At 42.0% G+C, this 13,808-nt stretch carries 11 protein-coding genes; 8 read left to right on the top strand and 3 right to left on the bottom strand.

The features are described 5' to 3' along the window. The first annotated feature begins 1 nt into the window (after position 1). The 6 genes from DLM75_RS04115 (at position 2) to mtaB (ending at position 6,933) form a co-directional block, all read left to right on the top strand. Entirely contained in the window at positions 2–679 is a 678-nt protein-coding gene (locus DLM75_RS04115) for an ABC transporter ATP-binding protein (RefSeq protein ID WP_118967222.1), read from the top strand. A gap of 235 nt (positions 680–914) precedes the next feature. Continuing rightward, positions 915–1,703 (top strand): ATP--guanido phosphotransferase, encoded by a 789-nt coding sequence (locus tag DLM75_RS04125; protein WP_118967978.1) that lies wholly within the window; start codon positions 915–917, stop codon positions 1,701–1,703. A gap of 139 nt (positions 1,704–1,842) precedes the next feature. Then, positions 1,843–4,392, top strand: a complete 2,550-nt coding sequence (locus tag DLM75_RS04130; RefSeq protein WP_118967224.1) for an ATP-dependent Clp protease ATP-binding subunit — start codon at positions 1,843–1,845, stop codon at positions 4,390–4,392. Between the two features lie 3 nt (positions 4,393–4,395). Beyond that, the gene (locus DLM75_RS04135) at positions 4,396–4,821 is read left to right on the top strand and encodes a hypothetical protein (protein ID WP_118967225.1); all 426 of its coding nucleotides are present in this window, start codon (positions 4,396–4,398) and stop codon (positions 4,819–4,821) included. A 20-nt stretch (positions 4,822–4,841) separates the two neighbouring features. Further along, positions 4,842–5,639: a tetratricopeptide repeat protein gene (locus DLM75_RS04140; protein ID WP_118967226.1), complete on the top strand. Its 798-nt coding sequence runs from the start codon at positions 4,842–4,844 to the stop codon at positions 5,637–5,639. Further along, a complete protein-coding gene (gene mtaB / locus DLM75_RS04145; RefSeq protein ID WP_118967227.1) occupies positions 5,620–6,933 on the top strand; it encodes a tRNA (N(6)-L-threonylcarbamoyladenosine(37)-C(2))-methylthiotransferase MtaB in 1,314 nt (437 codons plus the stop codon). The genes DLM75_RS04140 and mtaB overlap by 20 nt, the downstream gene beginning before the upstream one ends. A gap of 493 nt (positions 6,934–7,426) precedes the next feature. Here mtaB and DLM75_RS04155 read toward each other — a convergent pair whose 3' ends face one another. Then, positions 7,427–9,484 carry a sensor histidine kinase gene (locus tag DLM75_RS04155; protein ID WP_118967229.1) on the bottom strand — a complete coding sequence of 686 codons (2,058 nt, stop codon included), beginning with the start codon at positions 9,482–9,484 and terminating at the stop codon, positions 7,427–7,429. Beyond that, positions 9,474–10,235 carry a response regulator transcription factor gene (locus DLM75_RS04160; protein WP_118967230.1) on the bottom strand — a complete coding sequence of 254 codons (762 nt, stop codon included), beginning with the start codon at positions 10,233–10,235 and terminating at the stop codon, positions 9,474–9,476. The genes DLM75_RS04155 and DLM75_RS04160 overlap by 11 nt, the downstream gene beginning before the upstream one ends. A gap of 112 nt (positions 10,236–10,347) precedes the next feature. Here DLM75_RS04160 and DLM75_RS04165 point away from each other — a divergent pair, with 112 nt between their 5' ends. Both DLM75_RS04165 and DLM75_RS04170 read left to right on the top strand, forming a co-directional pair. Then, positions 10,348–11,649, top strand: a complete 1,302-nt coding sequence (locus DLM75_RS04165) for a sugar transferase (RefSeq protein ID WP_118967231.1) — start codon at positions 10,348–10,350, stop codon at positions 11,647–11,649. A 156-nt stretch (positions 11,650–11,805) separates the two neighbouring features. After that, the gene (locus DLM75_RS04170; RefSeq protein WP_118967232.1) at positions 11,806–12,588 is read left to right on the top strand and encodes a prohibitin family protein; all 783 of its coding nucleotides are present in this window, start codon (positions 11,806–11,808) and stop codon (positions 12,586–12,588) included. A gap of 539 nt (positions 12,589–13,127) precedes the next feature. Here the strand turns inward: DLM75_RS04170 and DLM75_RS04175 are convergent. Continuing rightward, positions 13,128–13,790, bottom strand: a complete 663-nt coding sequence (locus tag DLM75_RS04175; protein WP_118967233.1) for a class I SAM-dependent methyltransferase — start codon at positions 13,788–13,790, stop codon at positions 13,128–13,130. Positions 13,791–13,808: the final 18 nt, after the last annotated feature.

The following is a 13,808-nucleotide window of genomic DNA, read 5'->3' on the forward strand; positions in this document are numbered from 1 at the left end:
CGTGAGTCTCATACAAGTAAGAAATTTAGTAAAAAATTATCATATCCTGGATAAGGAATTTAAGATTCTGGATCATTTGGATCTGGACGTTGAGGAAGGAGAAATCGTTTCCGTGGAAGGAAAATCCGGAATCGGAAAATCCACTCTTCTCAACATTCTTGGTTCGATGGATACGTATGATTCGGGAGAAGTGAGTGTTTGCGGAGTTTCCTTGGATCAAATCTCCGAAATTGGAAAGGAAAAATTTCGAGCTGAGAAAGTTTCTTTTATCTTTCAACACCATCTTCTTCTTCCGGACTTTACGGCACTGGAAAACGTAAGTATTCCTCTTTTGATCAACGGAGTTCAACCTGGAAAGGCAAGACAACTTTCGATCGAGATGTTGGATCGGGTCGGATTAAAAGACCGTCATGATAACTTTCCTTCTCAATTATCGGGAGGGGAAAGTGCGAGAGTCGGCGTTGCAAGAGCGTTAGTCGCGGGAAAGAAACTTGTTCTAGCGGATGAGCCGACCGGGAATTTGGATCGTGAGAATTCTCGGAATCTGATGGCGTTGATCTTAGAACTTCAGAAAGAATTCCGTTTTTCCATGGTGATCGTGACGCATGATATGGAGCTCGCGGCTCTGGCTCATCGAAGAAACACGATGGCCGGTGGAAAATTACAACCGATCTCTTAGGAAGTAAATTTGAAAGAAACGAAGAATTTACTGTTCTTCGTTCCGAAATACTGATTCCAATGGAAAAAGACTGGAAGGAGACTTTTGGTCGGATCTCAAGTAAAACCGGAAGCAAAGGATCGCTTCGTCTTTCGTATCTGATTCTCCATTTTTTCCCTTTAAAAGAATTGGAATCGAAAAACGTCGAGAAGATCGGTTATTTCTTCGAGAAGACATTATGGAGAAACCTCGACAGATGTTGTCGGAAACCTGTCTACACTGCGGAACCAATCGTTTGATCTGGAACGAACGAGGGAAGATTGGTTGTATTCATTGTCTAAAGATTTTTCGAAAGGAATATCGCGCCCATCTTCGAGAGGAGAAAATCGATTTTTCTTCTCGATACCTCAAAGGCGCCGAAGCAGAGAAAATCGCCGGCTTTGAGTCACTTTCCGAGAATGAAAAGATTCGAACTCTCGATCGAATCGCTCCCCCGTTTACCTTTCGTTTTAGAATCAGCCGAAACCTTTCAGGCAGAATTTACCCTGCGACCTCCGGAGTTCCGACTCAATTCCTAAAAACATTCTTAAAGGAAAGAATGGAAGTCGATCCGGCATTTCTCCAATCCAAGGATCTCCCGAAGAGGATTCCCTGGGGAGAGGGAAATCTGTTTTCCGGAGATGAAGATCATATTCGTTGGGAAATTCTCTCTCATTCTGTAGGAGATTTGTTCAAGAGAATCGAAAGTTCTCCTCTGGAAAAAATGGAGAATCAAAACTTTTTTGATTTCGATGAAGAATTGGGTTATGTCACATCTTGTCCCACGAACGCGGGTTTGGGAACCAAGATGAGCCTAAAATTCTCCACAAAACTCTGGGAAAAAGATGGAGTTCCTACTTTTAAGGTCCCCGGTTTTTTGGAGTTTTACCTTGAAAATTCTTCAGAATTCGCCGTTTTTTATCTGAAAAATTTTGCTTATTCTCAAAAAAATTCCTTTTTAAATTTAGTTTATTATTTAGCCTTACAGGTGGAACCGGGGTTTTAGCCCGGAATTTTTACTCTAACTTCCGTTCCTTTTTTGAAAACGTTCCGATATTGAAATTAAAAGCAGAACCTCACTCTCGGGTGGGAAATTGGATGCGAATTCAGTCTAATCATTACAAATAAAACACAAAGGCGCTGTTATGCTGGAATTTACAAAAAGAGCCAAAAGAGTCATCAACGAGATTGCTCAGGATGAGGCGAAGCGTCTTGGTAGCGATTATATCGGGCCGGAGCACATCCTTCTCGGTCTCCTCAAGGAAGAGGATTCGGTCGCTATCAAAATCCTGAACAACCTCAATATTAACCTCAACGAGTTGCGTAAAGAGGTAGAAAGAAGAACGCGTGAAGCATCCGGGGCCTTGCTCATGGACGTCGCAGGTGGTCAGGATCGATATCAAAAAATTATCGAACTCTCCAAAGAGGAAGCAAAGCGTCTCAAACACAACTACGTAGGGACGGAGCACATCTTGCTCGCACTTTTGAGAGATAACAATAATATCGCTGGCGGCGCTCTCTATTCTTTCAGCGTAAATTATAATGTTATAAAGAGCGAAATTCTTCGTTTGCTCGGAGCTCCTCCTACGAGTTCCGTCGGAGTTAGCTCGGCCGCTCAATCCGGGCCGCAAGGAACACAACCACGTCAGGAGAAAACAAAAACTCCGATCTTGGATGAATTCGCACGCGACCTCACTCAACTTGCAAAGGATAAGAAGTTGGATCCAGTTGTGGGAAGAGCGATTGAAATTCAAAGAGTCATTCAAATTCTATCTCGGAAAACAAAAAACAACCCGGTTCTTGTAGGAGAATCCGGTGTGGGTAAAACCGCAATCGTTGAAGGGTTGGCCCTTGCGATCGTTGAAAAAAGTGTTCCGGATCTTTTATTCGAAAAAAGAGTTCTCTCTTTGGATCTTGCTTCTTTGATCGCAGGAACCAAATACAGAGGAGAATTTGAAGAACGTCTGAAAAAGATCATGAAGGAAATTACAACTTCCACAAACATCATCATCTTTATCGACGAGCTTCACACTTTGATCGGAGCTGGAGCGGCCGAAGGCGCCGTTGACGCCGCGAACATTCTCAAACCTGCATTAGCGAGAGGAGAACTCCAGTGCATCGGTGCGACTACGAGCGCGGAATATCGGAAATACATCGAAAAAGATTCCGCATTGGAAAGAAGATTCCAAGTCGTAAAAGTTGCGGAACCTTCCGTGGACGATGCGATTCAGATTCTCCAAGGTTTGAAAAAGGCTTACGAAGCTCACCACAAAGTGAGATATTCGGATAAGGCTCTGGAACAATCCGTAAAGCTTTCCCACAGATATATCAACGATCGTTATCTACCAGATAAAGCGATCGATATCATCGACGAGGCCGGAGCAAAAGCCCGTTTGGCGAACTGCGCGCGTCCTCAATCGATCAAGGATCTGGAAGAGGAAATCAAATCTCTCGCGACCAAAAAAGAAGAATTGGTTCGTGCACAAGAATACGAGAAAGCCGCCGGCGTTCGCGATGAAGTGAACCGCAAAAAACAGGCGATGGAAGAAAAGATCCGTTCTTGGCAAGAGAAGATGGAAGACTTCGCAGTCAATATCGAGGAAGACGATATTCTTTCCGTGATCTCGTTGTGGACCGGAATCCCATTGGAAAAAATGGAAGAATCCGAATCCGATAAACTTCTCAGACTCGAAGACGAGTTGAAGAAGCGGATCGTTGGTCAGACGGATGCGATCGAGAAAATCGCGAAAGCGGTGCGTCGTGCGAGAACAGGATTCAAGAGCGAAAGACGTCCTACGGGATCTTTTATCTTTCTCGGACCGACTGGGGTTGGTAAGACCGAACTTGCAAAAGCACTTGCGAACTTCCTCTTTGGAAACGACGACGCGATGCTTCGTGTGGATATGTCCGAGTACATGGAACCGCACGCGGTGAGCCGTTTGATCGGAGCTCCTCCCGGTTATGTTGGTTATGATGACGGAGGTCAGTTGACCGAGTTCGTCAGAAAAAAACCTTATTCTATCATTCTTCTGGATGAGATTGAAAAAGCGCATCACGACATTTTCAATATTCTTCTTCAGATCATGGAAGAAGGAAACTTGACCGATACGAAAGGACGAAAAGTCAATTTCAGAGACACGATTATCATCATGACTTCCAATATCGGAGCGAAAGAAATTCAATCCGGTGGAAGACTTGGTTTCGAAGATCGTAAGGACGAAGCGGCAAAATACAAGTCCGATCAAACTCGCGATCAGTTAAAAAAATACTTCAATCCTGAGTTTTTAAACCGCGTGGACGAAGTCATTTACTTCGGATCTCTCACCAAAGAAAATATCATGTCCATCATCGATATTATGGTGATTGAAACGAACAAAAGATTCCGCGAAAAGGCGATTCAAGTTTCGATTACTCCTGCGGCCAAAGATCATATCATGGATATCGGTTATGATGAGAAGTTCGGAGCCCGACCTCTTCGGAGAGTTTTCCAAAGAGAACTTGAAGATCATATGGCGGTTCAAACTCTCAAAGGCGCTTACAAGGAACCTACTAAAATCGAAATCGATTTCAAAGAAGGGAAACTTGATTTTGTGGAAACTCCATGGACCGACTACAAACCGGCTGACGCGAAAGCCGGAGGAGACGACAATTCTTCCGGTAATCCCGAAAGGTCGGAAGAAATTGCCTTAGTCTAAAGGATGCCTATTCTTATCCCTGTATTGATTCTGGTTTCCTATCTTCTGATTCGGAGGATTTGGTTTCACCTGAGGAAAATCAGAACCATTGCAGGGATTGAGAAAATCTCTCTCTGCGTTTTTCACCCCGATTTATTTCTTCCCGAGGTACGGGTCTTCTATAAGTATTACTTTCAGGGCGGAGTTTACTACGGCTCGGGATATATGCTCTTGACCGACTTCCTCGGTCAGGAAGAATACTCAATCTATCGAAATGCGGACGGCCTTCCTGTCCTTGAAATGGAAGACCAAGTCGTTCTTTCCGAAGAACAGATTGAGCATTTTCTGATGCAAAAGTATCCGAGTATCATCGTTTATATCGATCCGGTAGAGCCGTTTCATTCTCTCATTGATTGTATCAATGCAAAGTCGATGAGAATGACCGCCTAAAGATTCAAGAGAGTATCAATATGCTGATTCGAAAATTTCGTTCCACTTTTCTCATCCTAAGCGCACTTTTAGTATTTCATTCTTCTTTAATATTAGCGCAACCCAGCCAAGATTATTCTTCCGCTCTGAAAGAATTCGAAGGGAAGAATTACGAAAAATGTCTGGAGATCATCCGTGCCCTTCATGAAAAGGGTGCAAGATCCTACGAATCGCATTATCTCGCAGGTCATTGTCATTTCGCGGCGGGAAGAACGAAGTCCGCGGGCACTCATTGGTCCGAAGCGCTTTCTATCAAACCGGGAGATCCTGCCGTCAGTCTAGACTTTGCAAGATATCTTTTGAATAACGGAAGGGAAGACGACGGTCTTGAAATCATCGCCCGCGCTTACGAACTCAATCCTCGAAACAAAGACGTTCGACTTCTTTTTGGAACGGCGCTTTTATACAACGGAAAGGCAAAGGATGCACTGAGTATTACCGAAAAATTAAAGGCTGAAGATTCCAACGATTACCGTCCTCTTGTTTTGGAAGGTCAGATCTATTATTATCTCGGAAGTATCGAAAAAGCGGAAGTGAGTTTAAAGTGGGCGAATTCCCTCGTTCCGAATAACGCGAATGTTCTAAATAACCTCGCACTCGTCTATGAAAAGGCGTCCAACCAAGAAAACAAAAAGGGAAAATTTTCGAACGCAAAGAATTATCTCAATTCCGCGAAAGAACAAATCGAATCCGCTTTGAAGATCGAACCGGAAAATGTTCATTTCAAAGGTAACCTCAGAAGAATCGAAGCAAAACTCAATGCCCTCTCCAATAGCTGAACAAACCGTCCTTTTCAATACACTTGGATGCAGGCTCAATTTTTTTGAGTCCGATGGTTTGTTTTCGTCCCTCACAAAACACGGATATCGTTCCGCGGAAGCGGAGGAACATCCCGAAGTTGTCATCATCAATACATGTACGGTAACGAATAAAGCCGATTCTCGAAATCGGAATACGATTCGAAATGCGATCAAAAAATTTCCCGGTTCGCAGATCTGGGTTACAGGTTGTTATGCGGAAACGGATCGTGAGTCGATCGAGGCGATTCCAGGTGTGGCGGGTGTAGTCGGCAATACGGAAAAATCTAAACTTCCCTCGATGATACTGGAAAAGAAGGGACTTATAGGCGCGGAAGATATGCTTGGCGTCGCGTATGATCGCTTTTCTTATTCCGACGTTTTGCCGAACGGACATACCCGTGCGTATTTGAAGATTCAAGACGGATGTAATCGAAAATGTTCTTATTGCAAAATTCCGCAAGCGCGCGGTTTGGGAGTCAGTCGGAAATACGAAGACGTCCTCGATCAGGTTCGATTCTTACAAGATCATGGGGTTGGAGAGATCACTCTTACGGGAGTGAACCTCGGTTGGTATCGGGATTCCGAAAATAAAAAGGCGTTCAACCGCGTTTTGAAAGATATCTTAAGTATATTAGAATATTCTAGACTTCGAATTTCCTCGATCGAACCGCCCGACGTGGGAAGCGAACTCGCGGAACTGATGTCTCATCCAAGGTTTACTCCGTTTCTTCACATTCCCCTCCAAAGCGGAAGCGCTGAAATCTTGAAAAGGATGAAACGAACTTATACTCCGGAGACCTTCCGCAAAAGGGTGGAGATCGCAAAGGAAAAAATTCCCGGCATCTTTTTAGGAACCGACGTGATCGTCGGTTTTCCCGGAGAAACGGAAGAGATGTTTCATGAAAGCGTAAGAATGGTTGAAGAACTCGGATTCGCGAAAATCCATGCCTTTCCTTTTTCCGTCCGGAGAAACACGTTAGCCGAAACCTTCACCGATTCCGTAAGTAAGGAAATCAAAAAAGAAAGGGTTCATATTCTGAATTCCCTTTCAAGAAACTTGCATAAGAATTACGCGATTGCTGAAACGGGAAAAGTTCGTGAGGCGATTCTCGAACAAGGTGGAACAGCGGTCACGGACAATTATCTCAAGGTGAGAATTTCCGAAGAAGAGTTAAAGAATTTGAAGACGGGTCAATTTTTAAACGTGAAACTTCTTGAATACCAAACGGAAGAGGACAAGGAAGGAACGTTCTCCGGTAAAGTTTTTAGATAGGGATTTTCTCACCTTTCTTTGCAGAGTTTCCGTTCCTTGCTTGATTCCAATGGGCGCGACTCCTATTTTTCGAATCCGATCACTCTTAACGATCGCTTTAAATTCCTGACAAAAATCGGAAATTGGATTCAAATCCTTTGTCCAAGGACTTGAAAGCTCGCCCCAATATAAAAAAGAAAACTCAAGTTTTTAGCAAAGATCGAAAAAATAAAATCCAAAATTTCTTCGTTTGAACAAGCAATTTGCTGAAAAGGATAAAGTCTCCTGCTCCGTACAGGAGGTGTGGGAACTCCCATCCAAAAATGCGCCTCAGAAACGAGATGCTTTATAGTTGGAATCTGCAGGAACTCCGGAGTCTTGTTTGCAGATGGGTTGCGGTCATACGTTCTCCCTTATTCGAATTTTCGAAAAAGGAAGATCAAAATTCTGAAAGCAAAGTGAGACGAACGATTTCACTCAGGTCTTTTCGCCCGAAAAATATTGTCGGAAATCCCTATTTTTGAAGAGGAAGAAATATCTCGATTACGGCATCCGTTGTATTCAAAAATTCTAATGTAAGATAACCTCCGAAAACTTTTAAAAGGGCGCTGTGGATTCGAAGTCCTTGTCCCGCTGATTCAAGAAGGCTTGCTTCCTTTTTTAAAATTTTGTTTCGGATTTGAATCAGAATTCCTTCCCTCTTTTGAAAAGAGATCGAAACCTTCTTATCGTTTGCTTCACCCGAATAACGAACGGCATTTCGAATCGCTTCTCTACCCGCGTAAAAAAGAATTTCTAGGATTTCAGGTTTTTTTATCGGAAAATTCTTTTTGAGTATGGGATCGTATTCCCACTCAAACCAAGAAGTCTCAAATTCTGAACCCGTTAGTCGAATAAGAGCATCAATCAAACCGAGTCTTTGAATTTCCAAACTTGTGTCGGGTAATTCCCTTAAAAAACCGGAAACCTTTTTATGAAGATCCGTTAAGAGTTGAATTTGTTCCGATATCACTTGAATACTCGATATTTTCGATAATTCTAATATAGAAGAATGGATGTCTGGAAGAATTTCGTCGTGGAGGATCTGTCTCGTTCTGTAATCGGCGATTCTTTGTTCTTCCATATGCTTTCTTTGTAACGAGCTTAAGGTTTGAGAGTTGCTTTCTACAAAAAGGGAATTTAACATCCAGGCGACGGCGGCTTTGGCGATTTCGATTTCTTCCTCTGCGTAGAGGCCACCGTCCACTTTTTGTCCTAAAAATAAAAAACCGTTTCCTGAGTGATCGTTTTCTACTTTAATACAGAGAACGTAGCCGAAAATATTTTCATCGCTTAGATAAGCGATATCGTTCTTTTCGAAGATAATATTAGAATATTTGAATTCAACATTATTTGCAGAATCAGTTTGATTCGGGAATTGCAAAAAAAGGTCTGGTATAAACGGAATTCTGTTCTCGTTTACGAAAAATGCCTTCGAGGTTTCTAAAATTTTTGAACATAAGATTTCGAAGGATTTTTGGAATCGTACCTGAATGTTTCCTTCCTCTTCTGTCGGAATTTTTGAAACTTCGTCCGGAACCATTATCGATCTTAGAATAGAATTCTCCGTCAATCGAAGATCCTTATTCCTTTTGAGAAGATAGGTTCGTGAAACGATGTAAACATAAGATGTGCAGAGAAAGAGTTCGATTTTTTGAATTTTTAGGAACGCTAAGAATGTGTAAATTCCGGAAAGCCCGAGAAATCCTAAAGTTGCATTTCTCCATTCTCGTTTTAAACTCATCTTAGGAAGAATTCTTCCCGTAAATACCTCGTATGAAATCAAAGCCTTCCCTAAGACCAAAATCGCGGCCGTGATAAATAGTTGAATTCCTATTAGAAAACCGTAAAATAGAACGGGCCGTTTTTGCATTTCTAAAACTGGATCTTCGGAAATCCCAAGTCCTTTCCCTAAAAACAAAAAGAAGACTAAAATCAAGACTCCAAAGAGCAAAAAAGAGATGGAACTCAAATACGGAACCGCTTTTTTTCTTGCGATTTCAGGTAATATCTGCTTTGAAATCCGAAAGGTTTTTAGGGCGACGATCGGAATCAAAATACAAACCAGAATGTAAAAAATATACGATAAACGGAACTCGAACGGAACTGCATTCCAAAAATTGAATAAAGATAGGTTCGAATCGAATCTTCTTGCCCAATAAATAAAGAATATATAAGCGATAACTTGTATGAGTATCAGGATTTGGAAAATAAATCGATAGATTCTTTTTTGTTTTAGAAAACCTACGAACCAGAGGATGATAAAAAACCATCCAAAGGGGATGAGAATCAAGCCGAAGATTCCCGGAAAAAAGAAAACGGCCGGATATTCAGAAACTTGTAATAAGCCGAATTCTCCAATCCATGAAAAAAATCCGAATAGAGCCGAAGCGGAAATCAAAATACAAATGGTGAAGGTCGCCGCTCGGTCCCTTTTTTCCAAATTTACGTAGGTCGTAGATGAAAGCCAAAGTAAAAGAGAAGAGAGAAAGAGGAAAATGGAACAGATAAAAATTTCAGGGTTAAGATTCAATGTTGGTTTCCCATCGGATCCATTCTCCCGACCCGTTTTTGTAATACGCACTTCCGTCTTCTTCCCATTGGAGAAAACGATTTTCCCGTACGATTAGCGCCGCTCTCGTTCTTGCTACTTTTTCATCCGAGTTTGATTCGTTTAGGTCCCAAGCCGCATAGATTTGTCCGTTGATTCTGCTGATCGTACGTTTATCCTTGAAGCCGAGACGAGCGGCGATTTGTTCGTTGCTTTGTCCGGCGGCTAACATCCTTGCTACGGTTCTTTCGTTCGGCTCTAAAATCGCCATCGGAGAATTATCGTCTCGATCCTTGACTTCTACGATTCGAGATTCTATTTCTGGATCGATAAAGCTCTTACCTTCGTAAGCGAGTTGAATGAGAGGAACGATCATCTGTGGCAGAAGATAATTCGATTTACGGACATAGGCATAATGGCTCAAAATTCCAGACTTGCGGAAAGTACGGAAGTATTCGTCGCTGTCTTGAATGGAATAGATAACGACCGGCTTTCTCGGAAATTCCTTTCGGATTGCGACTACGGTTTCGATACCGTTTAACGTTCCTGCTAATCGTACGTCGATCAGGATCACGTCGAAATCCTTTTTTAAAGCGACATCGATCGCTTCTTCTCCGGTTGCTCCTTCGTGAACGATTTTAAATTTGCCAGTCTCTTTTAAACCGGCAATGATCGCTTTTCTTAACTTCTCGTTGTCCTCGACAATAAATAGCTGTAGCGGGTTTGAATTCATAACTGACGACCAGATTTTAAGTTTTTTTACTCGTCTCTGTCAAGCACTTGAGTGTGTCGATTCGCGCACTCAAAGGGATGAAACGAAATTAGATTCCTGTATTATTTCCGTTATGAAAAGAATCATTGAAGTCACACTTTCCTCCTTTGCTCTCGCGATTTTTTTGCCCGTTCTTGTCGCTGTGAGTTTAATCATCTTAATTTTCGATGGTCGACCGATTTTCTTCGCGCAAGAGCGAATCGGAATCGGAAGAAGGCCGTTTCGAATTCTCAAATTCAGAACGATGAAAGACGGAGAGGTTACAAATCTCGGAAATCTACTCCGAATCACGGGCATAGACGAATTACCGCAGATCTGGAATATTCTCAAAGGCGATATGGGAATCGTTGGTCCGAGACCTTTGACTCAATTCGATATTGATCGTTTAGGTTGGAATCGGAAATTCTACGATCGACGTTGGTCGGTTCTTCCCGGTATCACTGGGTTATCACAATTGTATGCAGGAATGGGATCTCGAGTCTCCTTTTGTTTAGATCGTTCTTACTTGAATAACGGAAGCTTCGGGGTGGATGTTCGAATTGTCCTTTTAACGTTTGTGATAAACGTATTCGGAAAAAAAAGAATTCGGGAAAAACTCAAATTATCTCTTCAGAGGCGAAAAGGGATCGTTCGTTGGAAACCATGGAGAGAACATTTTTTACGGAATGAAAGTCGCCCGTTGCCGAAAATCGATTCGCAAATTTTAGAGTTGAATCCGAATGAAATGAGGTCGATCGCCTATTCTCTCGCAATATTCCAATTAGGTGAAGCAGGGGAGGGAAAAATCGCAAAACAAATCGATAAAACAATATTGTTCGGAATCGACGACTTTTATCGGGAAGCGTTAAAACTTTTCGTAAAAGAAGAAGGAAGACATGCAAGAATTTTGGGAGAATGCGTTCGCGCTCTCAAAGGAGAATTGATCGAATCCAATTGGACGGAACGCTTGTTCCATTTCGGGAGAAGGCTTCTTGGAGTCCGTCTGAAACTCATGGTCTTGCTGGCCGCTGAGGTGATTGGAATCTGTTTCTATAAAAAGCTTGCGGATAAGATTCCAAACGGATTTGTGAAGTCGGCCTTATTGGAAGTAGTGAAGGACGAAGAAAAGCATTTAAAATTTCATAGCGACTTTTTCAGGATTCGAGTTCGAAATTATTTCACAAAAATTCTCTTTCGAGTCCTCTGGAGATTGATCTCGTTCGCGGCCTGCGTAACGGTGATTTTGGATCACAGAAAGACTTTTAAAGTTTTAGGAATCTCGAACTGGAACACGTTCCAGAAATTTCACGGGATAGCAAGGTCAACGGAAGATTTTATACTCGATGGTCTCCACTGGAAGTTATCTGGAGGCCGTTTTCCACTCTTAGATCCATAGAGATTCGATTTCATAGAATCAATTTATTTCTTATCGAGTTATCGATTGAAAAATAAAATCGACGCTACGGGTTCGCCGAAAGTTTCCTTTTTTCGATTGCTGTCAGAGAGAGTTCTCTGGGAGGATCCTGTGAAATAAGAAAAAGGAGAACCTGTTATGGAACAGTGGATTGCGCTTTTTAAAAAACATTGGCTCAAAGGAGTCGGTCTGATTTTACTTCTGATCGTAAATCCGATCGTTTGTATCGGACCAGGTCACAGAGGTGTTGTAACCAATCTAGGGTCTGTTTCGGATCGAATTCTCGGAGAGGGAATTAACTTTGTCGCTCCGATTCTCCAATCGGTAAAAAGTATCGACGTAAGAATTCAGAAGGTGGAGGCGAATTCAACTGCCCCATCCAGCGATTTGCAGGAGATTCATACGATGATCACACTCACGTATCATCTTTCTCCGAACCAAGTGAATAAACTATATCAGGAAATTGGAATGGATTACGAAGAAACGATTATCGTCCCCGCGATTCTCGAAACGATGAAACACGTAACAGCTCAGTTTACGGCTTCGGATCTTGTGATCAAAAGAGAAACGGTTTCGCAGAAGATTCACGATCTTCTTCACACAAAATTAGGTAAATTTTATATTCTTGTTGATGAAGTATCCATGAAGGATTTTGAATTTTCTAAAACGTTTTCGGAATCGATCGAATTAAAACAAAAAGCGGAACAAGATGCGCTTCGCGCGAAGAACGAATTGGAAAGGGTGAAGATCGAAGCGGAACAACAAATCGTAAACGCAAGAGCCGAAGCGGAAACCTTAAGACTGAAGTCGCAACAGATCACGCCGATGATGGTCGAAATGGAAAGAATCAAAAAATGGGACGGTAAATATCCGGACACATATCTGGGTAGTGGTGCGAATACCTTATTTCAAATTAAGTAGATGCGTTCAAGTTTGATATGCTTGTTTATCTTTCTTCCGAATGACTCCCATTCTTGATTCTTTGAAACCATTCGTTTTGTTGCAGATCGATTTGAAAATGGGAGCGGACTTCTTCTTCGAATTTCAAAGGTGTAGTCCTTTTCCAACTGTGAATGCATTGTTTTGCATTTTCCGATTTGTATTTTAGAAGAGGGCCTTTTCCGAAAATGCCGCCGATATAACTATCCCACTTCTGACATCCCTAAAATTCTACAGTAATCTGGGCAAAATGGAGTAGGGCCCTCGATCATAGATCGAGTTGCGTTCGATGGAAAACGAGGCAGTAAGAAGGAACGTTATCTTTCGTTTAAAACTGAAAAGACCCGATTTTAATTTCATAGAAGTTTACGACACTCGATATATCGGGAACAATAAATCCAAAGAGTAATCTACTTTAGAGAATTCTGTTATTCTTAATAATTTTTGGTTCTGAATTTTATTGAAATTCCGAAATGCGCGGTTTTGAATTCAATTCCGCACGAAAAATTCGGATTTGGAATTTAAGACCGGATAAATTCGTCCGTTGTGTCTTCTTCTTCCTTTAGATCGTAAAAGCCGTATTCAAAATCTTTTCCCGCTATTACTTCTAAACCGTAGACGTGTTCGGAAATTCTTACATTCTTAACGATATCAAGATGATATAGCTCTGCTAAGAATTTCATCTTGTCCAAAGAAATTTTATCGTTTATCTTCGGACCGATCGTAAATTCATTTTTTACCCAATCTAAGACGATGAGTTTTCCGCCCTTTCTCATCGAACGAATGAGTCCATCCATTGCGAGACCGGGATCGGGAAACGTGGATAAAACCAGGGAGGCGAACACTGCGTCGGGCGTTGGTATCCATTCCGGCAAAAGCGGATGGTCCGATTTTTCGATAAAGAACGGTGTGAAGTTTGATATCTCGTCTCGATTCTTCCAATGAAGAATTTCATCGATGAGTTCCTGCTGACACTCCCCGCCCCAAATCCAAGCTTCTTTCGGAAGTTGTTTTTTCAGTTCTAAAGTAAAAAAACCAAGACCCATTCCGAAATCGACGAGATGATTCACTTCCTTAAAAGTAAAATGTTTGAAGACGACTTCGGGCGGAGTAAGTTCCCGTCGTTTACTCGAAATCAGAAAGTTCTGATACTCGGGGTTTTCATAGTAATCCAGGTCGTTCATCCGTTTCTTTCTCTGAAT

Origin of the sequence: Leptospira stimsonii, assembly GCF_003545885.1 — a bacterium.
In the GTDB taxonomy this organism is placed as follows: domain Bacteria; phylum Spirochaetota; class Leptospiria; order Leptospirales; family Leptospiraceae; genus Leptospira; species Leptospira stimsonii.